The sequence below is a fragment of the Stappia sp. genome (assembly GCF_048261845.1).
GTDB lineage: Bacteria > Pseudomonadota > Alphaproteobacteria > Rhizobiales > Stappiaceae > Stappia.
On sequence record NZ_JBLXFR010000006.1, the window covers coordinates 1 to 18,109 of the forward strand.

19 protein-coding genes and 1 tRNA gene are annotated in these 18,109 nt (G+C 64.6%); 13 read left to right on the forward strand and 7 right to left on the reverse strand.

All coding sequences use genetic code 11. The features are described 5' to 3' along the window. The 3 genes from ACN0T5_RS04295 to ACN0T5_RS04305 form a co-directional block, all read left to right on the forward strand. A partial coding sequence (locus ACN0T5_RS04295; protein ID WP_417767385.1) for a flagellar hook-length control protein FliK occupies positions 1–435 on the forward strand: 435 nt, incomplete at its 5' end. After that, positions 432–701 (forward strand): EscU/YscU/HrcU family type III secretion system export apparatus switch protein, encoded by a 270-nt coding sequence (locus tag ACN0T5_RS04300; RefSeq protein WP_417767386.1) that lies wholly within the window; start codon positions 432–434, stop codon positions 699–701. The genes ACN0T5_RS04295 and ACN0T5_RS04300, both read left to right, overlap by 4 nt. A 170-nt stretch (positions 702–871) precedes the next feature. Further along, positions 872–1,897: a fatty acid desaturase gene (locus tag ACN0T5_RS04305; RefSeq protein ID WP_417767387.1), complete on the forward strand. Its 1,026-nt coding sequence runs from the start codon at positions 872–874 to the stop codon at positions 1,895–1,897. A gap of 70 nt (positions 1,898–1,967) precedes the next feature. On the opposite strand, the gene ACN0T5_RS04310 is transcribed toward ACN0T5_RS04305, so the two are convergent. After that, positions 1,968–3,053, reverse strand: coding sequence for a hypothetical protein (locus tag ACN0T5_RS04310; protein WP_417767388.1), 1,086 nt, complete (start codon positions 3,051–3,053; stop codon positions 1,968–1,970). Positions 3,054–3,496: 443 nt separating this feature from the next. Here ACN0T5_RS04310 and gatB point away from each other — a divergent pair, with 443 nt between their 5' ends. The 8 genes from gatB (at position 3,497) to ACN0T5_RS04350 (ending at position 12,805) form a co-directional block, all read left to right on the forward strand. Next, the gene (gatB, locus tag ACN0T5_RS04315) at positions 3,497–4,981 is read left to right on the forward strand and encodes an Asp-tRNA(Asn)/Glu-tRNA(Gln) amidotransferase subunit GatB (protein ID WP_417767389.1); all 1,485 of its coding nucleotides are present in this window, start codon (positions 3,497–3,499) and stop codon (positions 4,979–4,981) included. A gap of 400 nt (positions 4,982–5,381) precedes the next feature. Beyond that, positions 5,382–6,995 carry a glucan biosynthesis protein gene (locus ACN0T5_RS04320; protein WP_417767390.1) on the forward strand — a complete coding sequence of 538 codons (1,614 nt, stop codon included), beginning with the start codon at positions 5,382–5,384 and terminating at the stop codon, positions 6,993–6,995. After that, on the forward strand, positions 6,992–7,420 hold the full coding sequence (locus tag ACN0T5_RS04325; RefSeq protein WP_417767391.1) for a hypothetical protein: 429 nt from the start codon (positions 6,992–6,994) through the stop codon (positions 7,418–7,420). The genes ACN0T5_RS04320 and ACN0T5_RS04325 overlap by 4 nt, the downstream gene beginning before the upstream one ends. Positions 7,421–7,477: 57 nt before the next feature. Further along, the gene (mdoH, locus tag ACN0T5_RS04330) at positions 7,478–9,280 is read left to right on the forward strand and encodes a glucans biosynthesis glucosyltransferase MdoH (protein WP_417767392.1); all 1,803 of its coding nucleotides are present in this window, start codon (positions 7,478–7,480) and stop codon (positions 9,278–9,280) included. A 126-nt stretch (positions 9,281–9,406) separates the two neighbouring features. After that, complete coding sequence (locus ACN0T5_RS04335; RefSeq protein ID WP_417767393.1) at positions 9,407–10,648, forward strand: DUF3419 family protein; 1,242 nt, start codon at positions 9,407–9,409, stop codon at positions 10,646–10,648. Next, positions 10,645–11,325 carry an SAM-dependent methyltransferase gene (locus ACN0T5_RS04340; protein WP_417767394.1) on the forward strand — a complete coding sequence of 227 codons (681 nt, stop codon included), beginning with the start codon at positions 10,645–10,647 and terminating at the stop codon, positions 11,323–11,325. Before ACN0T5_RS04335 ends, ACN0T5_RS04340 begins: the two co-directional genes overlap by 4 nt. 40 nt (positions 11,326–11,365) lie before the next feature. Next, on the forward strand, positions 11,366–11,875 hold the full coding sequence (locus ACN0T5_RS04345; RefSeq protein WP_417767395.1) for a GNAT family N-acetyltransferase: 510 nt from the start codon (positions 11,366–11,368) through the stop codon (positions 11,873–11,875). A gap of 201 nt (positions 11,876–12,076) precedes the next feature. Then, entirely contained in the window at positions 12,077–12,805 is a 729-nt protein-coding gene (locus tag ACN0T5_RS04350) for a glutathione S-transferase family protein (protein WP_417767396.1), read from the forward strand. 74 nt (positions 12,806–12,879) lie between these two features. On the opposite strand, the gene ACN0T5_RS04355 is transcribed toward ACN0T5_RS04350, so the two are convergent. Together ACN0T5_RS04355 and ACN0T5_RS04360 are read right to left on the reverse strand one after the other, a co-directional pair. Continuing rightward, entirely contained in the window at positions 12,880–13,248 is a 369-nt protein-coding gene (locus ACN0T5_RS04355) for a DUF2147 domain-containing protein (protein ID WP_417767397.1), read from the reverse strand. Between the two features lie 104 nt (positions 13,249–13,352). Beyond that, complete coding sequence (locus tag ACN0T5_RS04360; RefSeq protein ID WP_417767398.1) at positions 13,353–13,787, reverse strand: DUF2147 domain-containing protein; 435 nt, start codon at positions 13,785–13,787, stop codon at positions 13,353–13,355. A 442-nt stretch (positions 13,788–14,229) separates the two neighbouring features. Between ACN0T5_RS04360 and ACN0T5_RS04365 the strand changes: the two genes are divergently transcribed. Further along, a complete protein-coding gene (locus tag ACN0T5_RS04365; protein ID WP_417767399.1) occupies positions 14,230–14,499 on the forward strand; it encodes a hypothetical protein in 270 nt (89 codons plus the stop codon). A gap of 175 nt (positions 14,500–14,674) precedes the next feature. Here ACN0T5_RS04365 and ACN0T5_RS04370 read toward each other — a convergent pair whose 3' ends face one another. From ACN0T5_RS04370 to ACN0T5_RS04380, 3 genes are all read right to left on the reverse strand, one after another. Next, positions 14,675–14,893 carry a hypothetical protein gene (locus ACN0T5_RS04370; RefSeq protein WP_417767400.1) on the reverse strand — a complete coding sequence of 73 codons (219 nt, stop codon included), beginning with the start codon at positions 14,891–14,893 and terminating at the stop codon, positions 14,675–14,677. Positions 14,894–15,069: 176 nt separating this feature from the next. Further along, entirely contained in the window at positions 15,070–15,672 is a 603-nt protein-coding gene (locus tag ACN0T5_RS04375) for a helix-turn-helix domain-containing protein (RefSeq protein WP_417767401.1), read from the reverse strand. 187 nt (positions 15,673–15,859) lie between these two features. Next, positions 15,860–16,579 carry a LuxR family transcriptional regulator gene (locus tag ACN0T5_RS04380; protein ID WP_417767402.1) on the reverse strand — a complete coding sequence of 240 codons (720 nt, stop codon included), beginning with the start codon at positions 16,577–16,579 and terminating at the stop codon, positions 15,860–15,862. Between the two features lie 251 nt (positions 16,580–16,830). Between ACN0T5_RS04380 and ACN0T5_RS04385 the strand changes: the two genes are divergently transcribed. Beyond that, a tRNA-Ser gene (locus ACN0T5_RS04385) sits at positions 16,831–16,920 on the forward strand. A 355-nt stretch (positions 16,921–17,275) separates the two neighbouring features. On the opposite strand, the gene ACN0T5_RS04390 is transcribed toward ACN0T5_RS04385, so the two are convergent. Further along, a complete protein-coding gene (locus ACN0T5_RS04390; RefSeq protein ID WP_417767403.1) occupies positions 17,276–18,073 on the reverse strand; it encodes a protein NO VEIN domain-containing protein in 798 nt (265 codons plus the stop codon). Positions 18,074–18,109 lie beyond the last annotated feature (36 nt).

An 18,109-nucleotide genomic window follows, 5' to 3' on the forward strand; every position in this document is an offset into this window, starting at 1 on the left:
CGGCTGGCGGCGCTTGCCTCGCGCGGGCTTCTCGGCGATGCGGGCGGGGGCGGGGACCCGGCGCCGTTCGACAGGGTGCTCGACCTGCCGCTGCTGGTCGGCGGGGAGACGGCGGTGCTCTCGCTGCAGATCGGCCGCGACGACACGCCCGGACACGAGGGCGAGGGCGCCCACCCGGCCTGGCGGCTGCGCTTTGGTCTCGACACGGACGGCACCGGCCCGGTGGAGGCGGTGGTCGGGCTCGACGGAACCCGGCTTTTCGCCAGCATCTGGGCGGTGCGCGAGGAGATCCGCATGGCGCTGAACGATCGCCTGCCGCGCCTTGCCGTGACGCTTGCCGAACTGGGGCTGGAGGTGATGGACCTCAAGGTGCTGGCCGGCCTCCCCGACGATCCGCCAGCGCCCTCCGGCCAGTTCGTGGACCGGGTCTCGTGAGCGGTGAGCGGCGCGAGCCGCCGGCCGTTGCCGTCGCCCTTCGCTATGACAATGCGGGGGCGCCGCGCGTCACCGCCAGGGGGCGCGGTGCCGTTGCCGCCCGCATCCTGGAGATCGCCGCCGAACACGGCGTGCCGGTGGAGGAGGACGAGGCCCTTGCCGAAGCGCTGTCGCAGGTGGAACTCGACAGGGAAATCCCGATCGAACTCTTTGAGGCGGTCGCCGCCGTGCTACGCTTCATCCTGGCGGCAAGAGGGCGGCTTTGAGGAATACGGGCGCAAGGCCGCAACGAAATGACTTGCCAAACCTGAACTGAAATGGGAGTTCCGTCTCCCAAACCGCCCGCACTCGCGCCCCTGGCGCGGCCGGGTCGTCTTTCAGGCGGGTTGTCACCTCATCCCCTTCATCGGGGGCTCGCCCAAGGATTGGAAAGCCATTGCCGAATACCGACTGCGCGCCGAAAGAAAAGCCCCGCTCCTGGAACGCCTCGCTTGCCAGGTATCGCCAACCGAGCACGGCGCGCAGCGTCTTCGAGATCCTCGCCAGCCTGCTGCCCTTCGCGGCCCTTTGGACGGCGGCGGCGCTGCTGGTGACCAACGGCCAGTGGTGGGGCCTCATCCTGACCGTGCCGGCCGCCGGCCTGCTCGTGCGCCTGTTCATGCTGCAGCACGATTGCGGGCACGGCTCGCTGTTCTCGCGGCGCGGGCTCAACGACTGGACGGGGCGGGCGCTCGGTGTGCTGACCTTCACGCCCTATGACTACTGGCGTCGGACCCATGCGATCCACCACGCCTCGACCGGCAATCTCGACCAGCGCGGCATCGGCGACGTGGACACGCTGACGGTGCGCGAATACGAGGCCCTGCCCTGGACCGGACGGCTGCGCTACCGGCTCTACCGGCATCCGCTGGTGATGTTCGGCCTGGGGCCGGCATGGCTCTTCGTGTGCCAGTACCGGCTGCCGGTCGGAATGATGCGCGGCGGGCTGGAGCCGTGGCTCTCGACCCTTGCCACCAACCTTTGCATCGTCGCCATGGCAGCGCTCCTCATCTGGGCGGCGGGGCCGGCAACCTTCCTGATGGTGCAGGGGCCGATCATCCTGATCGCGGCGACGGTCGGCGTCTGGCTGTTCTACGTGCAGCACCAGTTCGAGGAAACGCACTGGTCCGAAGCAGGCGAGTGGAACTACACGACCGCCGCACTCGAGGGCAGCTCGCATTACGACCTGCCGCCGGTCCTGCAGTGGTTCACCGGCAATATCGGCATCCACCACGTGCATCACCTTTCCAGCAAGATCCCGTTCTACCGCCTTACCGAGGTGATGCGCGACTTTCCCGAGCTGCGCGACATGAACCGCCTGACCCTGCGTGAGAGCCTCGGCTGCGTGAAGCTTGTCCTGTGGGACGAGGACACCCGCCGGCTGGTGTCGTTCCGCCAGGCGCGGGCGGCCCGGGCTGCCTGAGGGCCGGCGTAGTACTCGACGGGAAGCATGCCCCGGTTTTGTAGAAAACCGACCCTAGATGCGGAGCCGGTCATCGTCCTGCAGTCTTGATCGTTTCAAGCTGTGCCCGAAACCGCTCGTTCGGCGTCGCGCCTTTCATCATGTTGACGCATCTTGCGACGAGTTGAATGTTGTCAGAGGTATAGTGCCCATCACTGTTGATGCGATCGGGACTTAGGCACCAGTCTCCTGCCTCGATGGTCATTTGAACCCCCGACAAGGCGCAAAGACCCTGTTGCTTCTGCAAGAGAACTTCCAGGTGGTCGGCCATCGCGTCGGCGCTGTCGAAGCCGAATTCCTTCCACTTGCTGATTGCAGTCGTTTCTTTGCCGGACTGCTTGGTTGTTTGTTCGGCTCCCCGGGCAATCCTCAGAAGCATATTGCGCAGTTCGCTCGTTGTTCCATGAGTACGCGAGGTTTCCCCAGTCTTTATTGCATGATCTGGGACGTCGTGTATTTCTTCCGTCAAACGAAAAGTAACGTCTACGGTTTCGCCATCGGCCAGATTTTTTACTTCAAGCCTGTCAATCCGGTAGATGCCCAAGTAGCCGTCGCGGGTTCGCGTCTCGATCCCGCTCTCCATTTCTCCCTTTTGAATGACTGCATATCCAGTCTGGAGAGCCGATAGCCAGCGCTGGTATTTCTTACTGCTCTTCTTCAGGGGGTCATGGTAGCGGGGAGGGTCTTGTGTCCAGTCGACACGAATATTGTGACACACTGGCAGTTCCAGATCGCCGGCCGTATCGACAGTCCACCTACCGGGCCTTCCTTTCAGCTGTGCTCGCAGATCACGCTGCCTAAGCCGGAAATCTCGATAGACATGAGCGGCGACCGAAAACGCGGTGCCGTGAGCGATGCCAGCGTCAATGGCAAGATCACGGCCTTCCGATTCGTCCAGTCCCTGCTTCGCCGCTTTGGTCAGAATTTTCCGTGCGGTCTCAACCGGGTTCTGAACCGAAGACGACGACTTGTAGGTCTTGTGTCTCGTCTGATGCCAAAAATATCGAGCTGCTGTTACGGTGGACTTCTTGTCGCCGCCTCTAAGGTCTTCAATGGCGGCGTTCGGGTTGGCGTTCAGTGCTTCAAAAATTCGCGCGGTTATCGTCGTGTCGGACACTCTGTCAGCCCCAATACCTGTCGGAAATACTGTTTTTCAACGCTGCATAAAAATTCAATTCTGGTGCAATCAAAAATGCGCATGCGGCTTGTTGTCAAGGCGATTTGCCTTGGGCGCGTGCACTTGGCGCCTTCAGGTTCAGGCGCAGAAGCTGACTTGACGGGTCCGAGCACCAGCCCTCAAGGCTGGATCAGGCGGCGCCTGAGTTGACCGCGAACGTTCCAGGACCGGAACATCTATACTTGGGCGAATGCCCACTCCCCATCTCCCCCCTTGCGAGTTCGGCGAAGACGCACTACCCACACACTAAAGCGTTCTGGCGCGCGTTTCAGCGCGCGGGGCACGCGTTTCAGGACATGTCCGCCCTTAGGCGTTTTCGCGCGTGCGCGCGGGGCTTGAGGGGCGGGCGACAGGCACGACACAACGGGCAGGATTTTTACGGCATGAGCATCGTCGACACCCGCACCCCCGACCCGAAGAAGTTCATCAAGGGCGCCACGGGCGACTGGGAAATGGTGATCGGGCTTGAAGTGCACGCCCAGGTCACCTCGGATGCCAAGCTCTTTTCCGGCGCCTCGACCGAGTTCGGCAAGGACCCGAACGCCAATGTCAGCCTCGTCGACGCGGCGATGCCCGGCATGCTGCCCGTCATCAACGAGGAATGCGTCCGCCAGGCGGTGCGCACCGGGCTGGGGCTGAAGGCCAGGATCAACAACAAGTCGGTGTTCGACCGGAAGAACTATTTCTACCCGGACCTGCCGCAGGGCTATCAGATCTCCCAGTTCAAGCAGCCGATCGTCGGCGAGGGCGAGGTGCTGCTCGACATGCCCGGCGGCGAGCAGGTGACGGTCGGCGTCGAGCGGCTGCATCTGGAGCAGGACGCGGGCAAGTCGCTGCATGACCAGCACCCGACCATGTCCTTCGTCGATCTCAACCGGTCGGGCGTGGCGCTTATGGAGATCGTCTCCAAGCCGGACCTGCGCTCGGCCGACGAGGCGAAGGCCTATCTGACCAAGCTGCGCACCATCCTGCGTTACTTGGGCACGTGCGACGGCAACATGGACCAGGGCTCGATGCGCGCCGACGTCAACGTCTCGGTGCGCGCGCCGGGCGGCGATTTCGGCACGCGCTGCGAGATCAAGAACGTCAACTCGATCCGCTTCGTCGGCCAGGCAATCGAATACGAGGCGCGCCGCCAGATCGGCATTCTGGAAGACGGCGGCAGCATCGACCAGGAGACGCGCCTGTTCGATCCGGTCAAGGGCGAGACGCGCTCGATGCGCTCCAAGGAGGAGGCGCACGACTATCGCTATTTCCCGGACCCGGACCTTCTGCCGCTAGAGTTCGACCAGGCCTTTGTCGACGCGCTGGCCGAGAACCTGCCGGAGCTGCCGGACGACAAGAAGGCGCGCTTCATCGCCGATTTCGGCCTGAGCCCCTATGACGCCGACATCCTGGTGGCGGAAAAGGCCTCGGCCGACTTCTTCGAGAAGGTGGCGAAGGGGCGCGATGCCAAGCTTTCGGCCAACTGGGTGATCAACGAGTTCTTCGGCCGGCTCAACAAGGAAGGGCTCGACCTCGTCGACAGCCCGGTCTCGGCCGACCAGCTCGGCGGGCTGATCGATCTCGTCGTCGACGGGACGATTTCCGGCAAGATCGCCAAGGACCTGTTCGAGATCGTCTGGAGCGAGGGCGGAGATCCGGCCGAGATCGTCGAGGCGCGCGGCATGCGCCAGGTGACGGATCTGGGCGCCATCGAGGCGGAGGTCGACAAGATCATCGAGGCCAATCCGGACAAGGTCGAGCAGGCACGGGAAAAGCCCGGCCTCATTGGCTGGTTCGTCGGCCAGGTGATGAAGGCGACCGGCGGCAAGGCCAACCCACAGGCGGTCAACGACCTGCTGAAGGCCAAGATCGGCATCGAATAAGCAGTCCGGAAAGCGCGTCCGGGCGGGCCGCGAAGACGCCCGGACCCTCGCGTCCGAACGACGCTCTTGCGCCGTGAAATTTTGCAATGCAATATGTATCAGGATGGCGGGCCGGGTTCGGACCTGCCATCCAATTGCCGCGATTGCGTCTGATTTTCCCAAACATAATGGTGAGATAGCCTGGCCCGTCGGAACTTGCGGCCAGTCCACAGGTATGCGGAACCAAATGCCGCATGCTGCGTTTGCTCAGTGGGTTGGTTTGCCGGTCCTGACGCCAGTCGGGCAGGAAAAGCATGGGGTGGCCCGGGTGCACGGGCCGCGTGCCGGGATGTCGTGTGTGCGGCGTCCCGAACGCGGCGAGCGGCCCGGAAGCGCCCTGATCGAAGTGCCAGTAGGTGACATGACAACGATCGACAAGCGCAAGTTTCTGACCGCCAGTGCCGGTTTCCTCGCCTCCCTGCTTGGAAGCGTCGCACTCCCTGCCTTTGCGGACGAGGCCGCCCCGGCGACGCCTCCGGCGGACACGGAGCCTCCGGCGAAAGCCGTCGGCGCGCCTTTCGACTGGGAGGGGCTGGTCGCCCGGATGAAGGCGAAGGCCGGAGAGCCTTACGAGGCGCAGGCGCCGGAGTTTCCCGAGACCATCGCCAAGCTCACCTATGACGCCCACCGTTCGATCCGCTTCCGGCCCGATCACGCCCTGTGGAAGACCGAGGAGCGGAATTTCGAGCTCCAGGCCTTCTATCCGGGCTGGGTCTTCGCCCACACGGTCGACATGTTCGAGGTGGTCGACGGACAGGCGTATCCGATGGGCTTTTCGGCCGGCGATTTCGAATATCGCGAGCCGCTCGACCCGGCCGCCTTCAACGCGGTCGCCTTTCCCGGCGCGGCCGGCTTCCGGCTGCACTATCCGCTGAACCGGAACGACTATCGCGACGAGCTGATCACCTTCCTCGGCTCGAGCTATTTCCGGGCGCTGGGGCGCGGCAATGTCTACGGCCTGTCGGCACGCGGGCTCGCGGTCGACACCGCCTCGGGGAGCGCGGAGGAATTTCCCCGCTTCAGCCGGTTCTATGTGGAGCGGCCGGAGACCGGCGCGCGCGAGATCCGGCTCTATGCGGAGCTGGAGAGCCCGCGCGTTTCGGGCGCCTATGCCTTCACCATCCTGCCCGGCGTCGAAACGCTGATCGACGTGGAGGCGGCGATCTTCCTGCGCGGCGATGTCTCCCGTCTCGGCCTTGCCCCGCTTACCTCGATGTACCTGTTCGGCGAAAACGACCGGACCGGCTTCGACGACTTCCGCCCGGAGGTGCATGACAGCGACGGGCTTGCGATCCTGCGCGGCAACGGGGAACGGGTCTGGAGGCCGCTGGCCAACCCGGCCCGGCTGCAGCTTTCGGTGTTCGGCGACGAGAACCCGCGCGGGTTCGGCCTGCTGCAGCGCGACCGCGCGACCGACAATTATCTCGACGCCGAAGCCCGCTACGAGCGCCGTCCGTCCGTGTGGGTCGAGCCGGTCGGCGACTGGGGCAAGGGCGCCGTGCTGCTCGCCGAGATCCCGACCGATTCCGAGGCGAATGACAATGTGGTCGCCTTCTGGATGCCGGAAGGGGGGCTGTCCGCCGGTTCCGAGCACCGGCTGCGCTACCGGATGATCTGGGCGCGGGACGTGGAGGGCGATGTGCCTCTCGCGCGGGTGCTGCGCACACGCACCGGACGCGGTGGCAACTCGGCCGCCGAGGGCGATGCCAATGTCCGCAAATTCCTTGTCGATTTCGCCGGCGAGACGCTTGCCGGGCTGGGCGAGGAGTCCGCCGTTGAAGCCAAGCTCGGCGTGACCAACGGAAAAATCGCGCATCTGATATTGAACCAGATGCCGGGCAGCGACGTTTGGAGACTGATTGTCGACGTCAAGCGGGTCGATGCGGACCAGCCTGTCGAACTTTCTGCCGCCCTTCTTCTGGAAGGGGAGCGCCTGACCGAAACCTGGACCTATCAATGGGGACAAATCAAATGATTGCTGACGTCCTTTTGCCGGAACCGGAACGCGCCCTTCCGCCGGAAACGCATGCGGGCCGGCCGGCTTTTCTTGACCGTCTGCGGCAGCATTTCGACCGCAGCGATCTCGACGACGCGACGCTGGAGGACGCCGTGGGCGAGGCCGTCGGGCGGCTTTGCGACGGGGAGAGGGACGCGGTGCTGGAGCGCCTCTACTCGGGCCGCGCCAGCGCGGACCTGTTGCAGAGCCTGATCTCCTCGCTCTGCCTGCCGGCGCCACGGGCGCCGCTGGCGATGCCCGTACAGACGCTGGAACGCGACAGCGCCGGCGCCAGCCTGCGGTCGCGTTTCCTGGCGCCCCGGTTCCAGGTGCCCCGCTTCCAGGCGCCCCGTCTTCAGGCGCTCCGGGTCTTCTCCCGCCGTCACCGCATCGGTGAAGGATAGGGCCGGGGATTGTCATCGCGGCGCCGGCTGACGGCGCCGCCGTTCGGGAGTGGAAGAATGCAGCCGGGTGTTTCCAAGCCATCCCAGAAGGACCGGGTCCTGGTCGGGTTGCGCCGGACCGGCGCCATCGTGCTGACGCTCGGCCTGACGGTGGCGGCCGCCTCGATGTTCGGGTCGGTGGCGGTTGCCGACGGGTTCGACTGGGTCGATGTGCTGCGCGTGTCGCTCGTTGCCTTCTGCGCGCTGTGGCTGTCCTGGGGAGCGTGTATCGGCATCCTCGGGCTGATCTTCTCCAACGACAAGGTGCCGGTGCGCGAAGGCCGGCCGGGCGGCCGGACGGCGATCGTCATCCCGGTCTACAACGAGGCCGCCGACGCGGTGTTCGCGCGGCTCGATGCCATGTATCGCGCGCTGGACGAACTCGGCGTGATCTCCACCTTCGACTTTCACGTTCTCTCGGATTCAACGCGCAAGGAGGCGGTTGCGGCCGAGCGGGCCCTTCACCTGCGCGCCGTCGAGGTGCTGGGGGCGGGCGGCCGGCTGTTCTACCGGCACCGTTCGCCCAATACCGGTCGCAAGGCCGGCAACATCGCCGATTTCATCCGCACCAGCGGCGGTGCCTACGAATACATGCTGGTGCTGGATGCCGACAGCCTGATGAGCGCGGACACCATTGTCGAGATGGTCCGGCGCATGGAGGCCGCGCCGGCGCTCGGCCTGCTGCAGACGGTGCCCTGCATCATCGGCCGCAAGACGCTGTTCGGCCGCATGATCCAGTTCTCGGCGAATTTCTATTCGCCGGTCTTCTCGCGCGGCGTTGCGGCGCTCCAGGGCTGGCAGGGGCCGTTCTGGGGCCATAACGCGTTGATCCGCACCCGGGCCTTCGCCGCGACCTGCGGGCTGCCGGCGCTGGCCGGAAAGCCGCCCTTCGGCGGCGAGATCCTCTCCCATGACACGGTGGAGGCGGCGATGCTGGCACGCGGCGGCTGGCAGGTCCGGCTGGATGCGGATCTGGAGGGCTCCTACGAGGAGGCGCCCGCCAACCTCATCGAATACGCCAAGCGCGACCGCCGCTGGTGCCAGGGCAACCTCCAGCATGCCCGCGTGGTGTTCGCGCCTGGGCTGCCGTTCTGGAGCCGCATCAACATCCTGCAGGGCATCATGGCTTATCTGGCCTCGCCCGTGTGGCTCATGTTCCTGCTGGCAAGCGTCGCCGCGCCGCTGTTCGCGCCGGCGCCCGTCTATTTCATTTCCGGCTCGCCGTTTCCCCGCTTTCCCCACCCGGAGACGGAAAAGGGGCTGGCGCTGCTGTTCGGCGTCGTCGGGCTCCTCATCCTGCCCAAGGCCCTGCTGCTGTTGCGGGCCGTGCTGACGCGCGGAGCGGAAGCCTATGGCGGTCCCGCCCGGGCGGCGGTCTCGGCGCTCTACGAGTTGCTGCTCGCCTCGCTGATGGCGCCGGTCCACATGATGTTCCAGAGCAGATCGGTGTTCCAGGTGCTGTCGGGAGCCGATTTCGGCTGGCCCTCGAGCGACCGGGAGGACGGTTCGCTGGATCTTGCGACAAGCGCGCGGGCGAGCTGGTGGATGGTGCTTTTCGGTACGGCGACGCTTGCCTTCGCCTATTACTTCGCGCCGGGCCTCATGGCCTGGCTGCTGCCGGTGACCCTGCCGCTGGTGTTTGCGCCGCTGGTGATCTTCTGGACGGCCTCTCCCGCGGCCGGAGCGCGGGCGCGCCAGCGCGGCCACTTCGTCACGCCGCAGGAATGGCGCGATGTTCCCGTGATCACGGCCGCCGCCCGGGCGCGGGACGTCTACCGGCGTTCCGATGCGCAGACCGACGAGGTGCGCGAGGTCGCCTGAACGGGCGCTGCCCGGTCCTGATGCGCCGTGCGGGCAGGGCGCGCGGGCGCTGCCTGTCATCATCCCGTTACGAGAACGGCTTACCCGGCTCAGCTCAAGGAAACTCGAGCGAGTCGGGAGGTCTACATGCTGACTGGTCAGTCGAATGCGGGCAGGGGCGAACTGCTGGGACGCGCGGTCCATCGCAACAAGGCCTTGTCGGGCGAGGGCGCGCTCGAGCGTCTCTTCACCTGGGCGTTCAAGGGACTTGTCTACCCGCAGATATGGGAAGACCCCGAGATCGACATGGAAGCGCTGGAAATCGGCCGCGACCACAACGTCGTCACGATTGCCTCCGGCGGCTGCAACGTCCTGTCCTACCTGACCGCCGATCCGGCCTCGATCACGGCCGTCGATCTCAACCAGGCGCATGTGGCCCTGACGCGGCTGAAGCTCGCTGCCGCCCGCAACCTGCCGAACCACGACGCCTTCTACCGGTTCTTCGGAAAGGCCGACGAGGCGGCCAACATCGAGGCCTACAACCGGTTCCTGCGCGACAGCCTCGATCCCGACAGCTGTGCCTATTGGGAAAAGCGCGGGCTGACCGGCCGCAAGCGGATCTCGCTCTTTGCCCGCGACCTCTACCACCACGGGCTGCTCGGCTACTTCATCGGCGCCGGCCATCTCGTTGCGCGCGTCTACGGCATCAATCCGAAGGAGATGCTGAGAGCCCGCTCGCTGGAGGAACAGCGCACGTTCTTCGACACGGCGCTGGCCCCGCTGTTCGACAAGCGCATGGTGCGCTGGGCGACATCGAAGCGGGTTTCGCTCTACGGGCTCGGCATCCCGCCCGCGCAATACGAGGCGCTGGCCTCGAGCGGAACAGGGGGCATGGCGGGGGTTCTGCGCCAGCGGCTGGAACGGCTTGCCTGCGGCTTTCCGCTTTCGGAAAACTACTTTGCCTGGCAGGCCTTCGGTCGCAGCTACGCCAACGACGAGGCGGGCCCGCTGCCGCCCTATCTCCGGGCCGAGCATTTCGACACGATCCGAGACCGGGCCGAGCGCGTCAGCGTCGTCAACCGCTCCTTCACCGATCACCTTGCGGGTCTCGAGGAAGAGAGTATCGACCGCTACGTGCTGCTCGATGCGCAGGACTGGATGTCGGATGCGGTGCTGAACGGATTGTGGACGGAAATCACAAGGACGGCGCGCCCGGGCGCGCGCGTGGTGTTCAGAACGGCGGCCGAACCGAGCCTGCTGCCGGGCCGGGTCGAGCCCGCGATCCTCGACCAGTGGCACTATGACGCCGAGCGTTCGCGCGACCTTGGCCTCAGGGACCGCTCGTCGATCTATGGCGGCTTCCACATCTACGTGAAAGACGCAGCGTGAGTGCCGGTCCGCGCAGCGCTGCCCCGGCCGGCAGCGCGGATCTGATGGACGGCATCTACAGGTGGCAGCGCCATATCTACGATGCCACCCGCAAATACTATCTGCTGGGCCGCGACCGGCTGATCGAGGACCTTGCTCCCCCTGTGGGCGGCACTGTCCTGGAGATCGGCTGCGGCACGGCGCGCAACCTGATCCTTGCCGCCCGGCGTCACCCGCAAGCGCGGTACCTTGGCATCGACATCTCGGCGGAGATGCTGGCGAGTGCAAAAACCTCGATTGCCCGGGCCGGGCTGGGCGAGCGCATCACAGTTGCCCAGGGGGATGCGGCAGGCTTCGACACGCGGGCCCTGTTCGGCATCGAGCGCGCCGACCGCGTGTTCTTCTCCTACAGCCTGTCCATGATCCCGCCCTGGCGCGAAGCCCTTTCTGCCGGGGCTGCCGCGCTGGCGCCCGGCGGCCGGCTGTCGGTGGTCGATTTCGGGCAGATGGGCGGCTATCCGGCGTTCGTGCGCGGGCCGCTCCGCGCCTGGCTCGCCGCCTTTCACGTGGAGCCGCGTGCGGGGCTGGCGGAGGCTCTGGCCGGGGTGGCGTCGGCCCACGGCCTTGATGCGGTGACGCACGAGCTTTATAGCGGTTATGCCGTCCACGGCGTCATCGCTCCCGCCGCCTCTTCCTGACGCGAGGCGTTGTTTCGCACGCCCCGCCTTCGAGGTTTTCATGCCGCAGACTGACGATGCGCGCGCCAGCAACCTGCCGCCCGCCGAAGGGCTGATGATCGAGCCGGCCGGCGAGGCCGATGTTCCGGCCTGCGTCGCATTGATGAGCGCCAATGCCACCGGCGCCCGGGTGGGGCAGGAGGTGGAGGACCTTGCGCCCTATCTCGGCGCCTTCCGGCGCATGAAAGGCGGCGGGCGTACGGTCCTGTACGTGGCGCGGCTTGCGGGCATGGGGCCGGGCGAAATCGCCGGGATGTTCGAACTCACCATCCTCGACGGGCTGTCCTTTGCCGGGCGCCCAAGGGCGCAGGTGGAGAGCGTGCATGTCGACCCGGCGCTGCGCAGCCAGGGGCTCGGCGCGCGGATGATGGCCTTTGCCGAGGAGCGCGCGCGGGAAGAGGGCTGCGTTCTGCTGCAGCTTGCCTCCAATGCCGCGCGCACCCGCGCTCATGCCTTTTATGAGCGGATCGGCTACGACCGTTCGCACCTGGGCTTCAAGAAGGTGCTGTAGACGGGTTGCGACCGGCTGGCGGTATCATTCGTATGACTTGATCCAGCGTTCAGCCTGCAGGATTTTCACCGTGACGGCCGTGCAAGGGCGTTGCGGGCGCCCGGGCAGGTCCCACTTGAATGATCGACCCGGCAGTTCCCGCCACCGACACTCGTTCCCGGCCCGAACTGCCACATCCCGATGCAAGACGGAGTTTCACGAATGAGCACAGAGCAGAAGACGCCGATCGAGCTTCACTACTGGCCGACCCCGAACGGCTGGAAAGTGACGATCCTGCTGGAGGAACTCGGCGTTCCCTACGAGGTGAAATACGTCAATATCGGCGCGGGCGAGCAGTTCAAGCCGGATTTCCTGAAGATTGCGCCGAACAACCGCATGCCGGCCATCGTCGACCCGGAAGGGCCGGGCGGGGAGCCGATCTCGGTGTTCGAGTCCGGCGCAATCCTGCAATATCTCGGCCGCAAGTTCGGACGGTTCTATCCCGCCGACGAGCGCAAGCGGGTGAAGGTGGAGGAATGGCTGATGTGGCAGATGGGCGGCTTCGGCCCGATGCTCGGCCAGAACCACCATTTCCGCGTCTATGCGCCGGAAAAGCTGCCCTATGCGATGGATCGCTACCTCAACGAGACACACCGTCTGTATGGCGTGCTGGACAGGCAGCTTGAGGGGCGCGACTTCGTGGCGGACGAGTATTCCATCGCTGACATGTCGATTGTCGGCTGGGCAACCGGCTGGGAGCGGCAGGGCATGGACCTGGAGAAGGACTTCCCCAACGTGGCGCGCTGGCTGGCGGCGCTGAAGGCCCGCCCGGCGGTGGAGCGCGGCCTGGCCGTCGGCCGCGACAGGCGAGAGCAGCTTGATATTGCCAGCAACAAGGACGCCCAGTCGGTGCTGTTCGGACAAAGGGCCCGCCAGGACGTGAACTCATAATTCTGGCGAGAAACGGTATGAGGGAACGGGCTGGCAACGGCGTCGCACCCCCTTGAAAACCGGGCGCCGGGCCGTTATTTCGCCCGGCGCCAGACCTCCGTCCGGCACATGTCGACAACGACCCGGACACAGCCGCGAAGACGAAGGCGGCCGGGCGGGTCGAGCGTGGCGTCGACCGACGCACTCAGCCCGCGGCGCGGATCGTAGGCGCGCCCGCGCCAGCCATTCCCCCCGTCGCTGGACAGGTTCCACAGGACCGGGATGCCGAGCAGCTTGCGGTCGCGCTTCTTCCGGTCGCGGTTGTTGGCATCCCGTGTGGTTTCGCGCGTGAAGCCCGGCGGCGGGGGGAAATCGACAAGCAACCCGCACGGCGCCTCGCCGCAGGGGCCGATGCGCACCAGGCCGTTGTCCGGGGTGATCCATTCCCCGAAGATCGCGTCCATGTCCCTCGCCGGTGCCGATACGGGCAGGGCGAGGGCAAGCGCGAGCGAGAGGGCGGCGGCCCGGCAGACGACCCGGCAGGCGGCCCGACCGGCGGAGCGAAAGGCTAGCGCACCCGCGTCCAGGTCTCGCCCTTGCAGATGAGACCGCCAAGCACGCAGCCTTCCAGCTTCAGGCCGTTGTTGCCCACCAGCGTCATCACGCCGCTGTAGGTCTTGCCGTCTTCCGCATTGTAGACCTTGCCCTTCCAACGGTTGTCGCCGGACGGCTTCATGCCCATCACGGTTTGCGTGCCCAGCAGAGGCCGGCTGCGCTTTGCGGCGTCCGGGTTCTCGGTGTCGTTGCGGGGATCGCGAAGCCACACGATCTTGCCGCAGAGCGACGAGCCGCAGGGGGCGATCTGTATCTGCGAACTGCCGCTCGGCCGCTTCCAGACCCCGGTTGCCTCGCCCGCCCGTGCCTCGATGCCCGAGCCGAACAAGAGGGCGAGTGTCGCTGCCGCCGCAAGCGCCGTCGTCGTGCTCGATAATGTCCTGGCCATTGCCCTTGCTCTCCTCCTCCGGCGTCGGGGTCCTGATCATGTCTTTCCCTTTACGCAAACGTAACCTATCGAGAGTGGGTCGTTGAAACCAGCCGTGACGTAACGGCAGATGGCGGGTTTTTTGTGTCGCTGCCCGTCGATCTTTTTTTCCTTGTTTTCGGCAAGGTGAATCAAGTGTTTCCGAGGTGATGAGAATTCGATTCAAAGATGTCTGATTCAAAAGCGCTTTTCAGAGAAAACAGATGAATCCTTCGTGAAGTTTACCGATTGGTCTTGAACTGTTTGCCTCTTGTTAAGCGAGAATTTTAAGCGGTCGTTGAAGGCGTCCGGACACACTCGAACGTGAAGATTGCAGGCAGCAAGGACAAGAGGCCGGCAGGATCTTCACCAGGCCCGACCCGGCAGAAGCCGGTCGGGGTCCAACGAAAGACAGGAGTGTGAAATGGCTCGTTTGGATCTTGGAACTCCCGATCTTGCCGTGATGGGCGGCCAGCCCGCGGGACCGGACATTCTGCTGCAGATGGGGCTCGATTGCGCCTGCGGCCGCCACGGCGTCGCCGACCTGGTCGCCGCGCACAAGTGGTTCAACATCGCCGCCATGAAGGGCAGCATGGACGCGGTGCGCTACCGCAAGGAGATTTCGGTGGAGATGAGCCGGAGCGACATCGCCGACGCACAGCGCGCGGCCCGCGAATGGCTTGCCCTGCATTGATCGTTTCGGCCGCCCGTCCCGGTGTGAGGGACATGCCGACGACCAGTCTCAACCGGGCCACGGCGCGCTGACGGGATTGTTCTGCCCGCGCCGTGGTTGGTGTCCGCCCGGTCCGGATGCCCCGATCGTTTGAAAACGCTTGCGTGGCCGGCTGTTTGCGCCGCAGGTCCCGCCGTCATTCCCCCTTGCCGTCTTCCGGTTTCCGGTCGAAGGGGCTTGCCTCCTCCTGCAAGGCGGTTTGCGGAGCCGCGAGCTTCAAGGCCGCCAGATTCCGGATTTCCTGCAGCCTTTCCGACAATGACGACAGTTCCGGGTGCCGCGAGAGCATGCCGATGACGCGCGTCAACCGCTGCTCGATCTCGTCACAGGCGGCGCGTCGCTCGTCTGTGTCCATAGGTCGATCTCCAAATTCCCCGTTCTGGCCAACACACCGGATGCCATCTGTTCGCGTCCAGGCCGCATTGCTGTTCGCCTTCCGCCCCACATGACATATGCGGAGGGTCAACCCTCTCGTCCATCATGGAAAACCGGGATTGATTTCCGCCGGACAGGGCCCGCCGCCGCGTCACGTCAGGCAATGACGCCCAGCCGCAGCGCCTTGGTGACGAGGTGTACCTTGTTGTCCGCGTTCAGTTTTCGGCGAGCCGATCCGATATGGGACGCGACGGTGGCCTGGGCGATCCCCAGAATGCCGGCGGTCTCCCACTCCGTCTTGCCTTCCGCTGCCCAGAGCAGGCAATCGAGTTCGCGCGGGGTGAGGGCGACGGCGTCGCATTCCCCTTGCCGCTCCGGATCGCTGTCGCGGTGAAGCTGGTCCTGTACCAGACCGCCATCCGTGCCTTGCGAATAGACAGCAAGCACGGGCCGGCCGTCCTGCATCTCGACCGGCAGGATGATGCGGACATAGGAGAGGGGCCGGGCGTATTCCAGGTTCTGGAAGGCGTCGGTGGATATGACTTCCGCAACGGGCCTGCGTTCGTGGACGGCGGCGAAATATCCCTGGCGCAGCGCCTCGACATATTCCTTCGGGAACTGGGCGACCGCCGGCCCGGCGCGCAACCGGGTCGAGACGAACTTCGCCAGCGTGTCGTCGCCGACAAAGAGGAGATGAGGGGTGTCGTGCGGCGCGGCAATTCCGTCGAGGAGGACGATCTTCGATGCGTCCTTCAGCAAGTCATCGCCCAGCCTCGGTGATCGGGACCATGCCTGACGCAGTCGGCGCGCCGTCGCATCGCCTCTCGTTTGCATGAGGGCATCGAATGGCAGGGGTTCCACTGTCGTCGGCATGTCCTGTTCCCGCTGTTGCTCTGTTCCGCATATATGGAGCGCTCCGAACGACGGCGAGACAGATGGGGTTTCGCTAGCGGATGAGCCCGGCGCGGAATGCCCTTGCGACCAGGTGGGCCTTGTTGCTGGCATCGAGCTTGTGCCTTGCCGCGGCAAGGTGGGAGGCGACGGTTGCCGGTGCAATGCCGAGAATGCAGGCGGTTTCCCACTCGGTCTTGCCTTCGGCTGTCCATAGCAGGCAGTCGCGCTCGCGCGGGGTGAGGGGAGTACGGACCTCGTCGATGACGGTCAGGGACATGGCCCGTTCCGCCGCGAAGCTTGCGGCAAGGGCAAGGAAGCCGACGGCAGGCGAGGGGATCTCGATCCGCTCGCCGCCAAGCGACAGGCTGCCCCTTTCCCCGTGCCGTCCGGCGAAGGGCACGGCGAAACCCGCCGCCAGGCCGTGCTCGCGCGCCTCGCCCATCATCCGCCGGGCGGTGTGAATGTCGTCGGGGCGCGCGCGTGCATCCCGCCAGTCGAACATGTCGCCGGCCGTCAGCACCTTGCGGATCACCGGATCGATGTCGACATAGCGCCGCTCGACATACCGGTGGAGCCAGCTGTCCGGCCAGTTGTTGAAGAGGATGGCGCCGCGCGCCTGTCTTGGCGGGGTGTTGGCCCCCGGGATCGTTCCGCACATCACGTGCTCGATGCCGAACCCGGCTCCGAACGCCAGCAGTTTCGAACGTATCAGGTCGGGTGTCGGCGCGTCGCGAATCGCTTCCAGATGTTCCGCAACGATGTCGAGCCGCATCTCTCCCCCCGAGGTTCGGCATCACGATATCCGCAATCTATTGTTGTTTATTTAGTTCATGCAATCTTGCGGATGTGCGTCCAAGGGTGCTGTCGTCGTCTGCGGAGATGGAGGGGAGGGGAGCGAACCGCCCGCAAATGGTGCTGTCGAAGAGTTTTGGGCGGGCTTTGCCAGCGGCAAGGCGCATTCCTCCACAAATCTCGACGGGATGCTCTTGCCAAACCGGTGCAAATCCTTGAAAAGGACGCGACGGAGAGGTGGCCGAGTGGTCGAAGGCGCTCCCCTGCTAAGGGAGTATACCGGAGACGGTATCGAGGGTTCGAATCCCTTCCTCTCCGCCACTTACCCCCGCGAAAGCGTTCTCCTCATCCGGCTGCGGCCGGACTTTTGCGTTGTTTTCGAGGGGTATGCGGGAAGGGCTGAGCACTGGCCCCGGCGCCAGAATGCTCGGGAGGGGTCTCTCAGTGCCGATATTCTCCGGACCTGATGACTGTGGCAGTTTCGGTGAATGGCCGCAAATAATTGAAATTCGACACTTTATTCTTAATCTAGTTTGGTTCGATTGAGCCGGTCACGCGGATACCAAACGGAACTTTCGTCGAAACAGCTACGTCTTGCGGCGCAGACGCAAAGCTCTCGTGTCCCTGCTGTCTTCGAGCAAGAGACCGAATCCACCTCTTTGCGATGCGCCTAACCCTAGCCTTCGTCACTGGATAGTATGGCCTCAAACTCTTCTCCGACTCTAAGCTTGCTCGGCTTCCACTCAGTTTCTGATGGGCGAATTTCTGCAACTTCAGTCCAACGAAATCCCTCTTTCTCGATTGGCGCCATCTCGAAGAGTGAATGACTAGACAGTTCGCGTATCTTCTCCACGTCTGCTGCGGTCGCGCGCCTGCTTGCTATCACCCGTGATGAAAATATTACTTGGACTAGTTTCCATCGTTCGCTCATCCTTTTCGCGACGTCGAATTCGTTTCGGGAAATAAATGCGCGGGCAGCCGTAGCGTTTACAGCGGCTTTGATCTCGAGTCCTAAGGTTTGGGCACCTTCTTTGTGCTCTATGTCGTAGCCAAAGCGATCGGATATCAGCGAAACATGTCGCGGATTGTGACCATCGCGACGCAAGGCAGATATTATCGCAAGTTCTCCGGCGTCGCCGAGCAGCTTACGTAAATGCTCATCTGTCGCGCCATAGACCTGTTGATGAGCAGTGACTACAATCTCTTCAAGATCATCTCCTAGCCATGCGATCGCGTCAAAGTCACGTTGTGGGATCAATTCAGGCACCAAACGACCGTTGCATACAGCTGCGCTGAGCCAAGCTGGCGGTCGGCTTCGCAAGAGTAACCGAGCAATGCCTTTGAGAGTGGTCAGATCCGCTTCTCGATCCAATCTGGACAGATCACGTGATGTGATCACACAAGATTCAACTCTAGCTAGACCGATGTCCAGAAGTAGCTTAGCCGTACCGGATAGGTCCAATGATGCGGCCATATGTGTTGGTTTGTCCAGAGCGGCCACAATCCACGC

Excerpts from the sequence above, each read along its gene's own strand:
- gatB (WP_417767389.1), top strand. The coding sequence starts at position 3,497 with ATGAGCATCGTCGACACCCGCACCCCCGACCCGAAGAAGTTCATCAAG.
- ACN0T5_RS04320 (WP_417767390.1), top strand. The coding sequence starts at position 5,382 with ATGACAACGATCGACAAGCGCAAGTTTCTGACCGCCAGTGCCGGTTTC.
- ACN0T5_RS04325 (WP_417767391.1), top strand. The coding sequence starts at position 6,992 with ATGATTGCTGACGTCCTTTTGCCGGAACCGGAACGCGCCCTTCCGCCG.
- mdoH (WP_417767392.1), top strand. The coding sequence starts at position 7,478 with ATGCAGCCGGGTGTTTCCAAGCCATCCCAGAAGGACCGGGTCCTGGTC.
- ACN0T5_RS04335 (WP_417767393.1), top strand. The coding sequence starts at position 9,407 with ATGCTGACTGGTCAGTCGAATGCGGGCAGGGGCGAACTGCTGGGACGC.
- ACN0T5_RS04345 (WP_417767395.1), top strand. The coding sequence starts at position 11,366 with ATGCCGCAGACTGACGATGCGCGCGCCAGCAACCTGCCGCCCGCCGAA.
- ACN0T5_RS04350 (WP_417767396.1), top strand. The coding sequence starts at position 12,077 with ATGAGCACAGAGCAGAAGACGCCGATCGAGCTTCACTACTGGCCGACC.
- ACN0T5_RS04355 (WP_417767397.1), bottom strand. The coding sequence starts at position 13,248 with ATGGACGCGATCTTCGGGGAATGGATCACCCCGGACAACGGCCTGGTG.
- ACN0T5_RS04360 (WP_417767398.1), bottom strand. The coding sequence starts at position 13,787 with ATGGCCAGGACATTATCGAGCACGACGACGGCGCTTGCGGCGGCAGCG.
- ACN0T5_RS04365 (WP_417767399.1), top strand. The coding sequence starts at position 14,230 with ATGGCTCGTTTGGATCTTGGAACTCCCGATCTTGCCGTGATGGGCGGC.
- ACN0T5_RS04370 (WP_417767400.1), bottom strand. The coding sequence starts at position 14,893 with ATGGACACAGACGAGCGACGCGCCGCCTGTGACGAGATCGAGCAGCGG.
- ACN0T5_RS04380 (WP_417767402.1), bottom strand. The coding sequence starts at position 16,579 with ATGCGGCTCGACATCGTTGCGGAACATCTGGAAGCGATTCGCGACGCG.
- ACN0T5_RS04390 (WP_417767403.1), bottom strand. The coding sequence starts at position 18,073 with ATGGCCGCATCATTGGACCTATCCGGTACGGCTAAGCTACTTCTGGAC.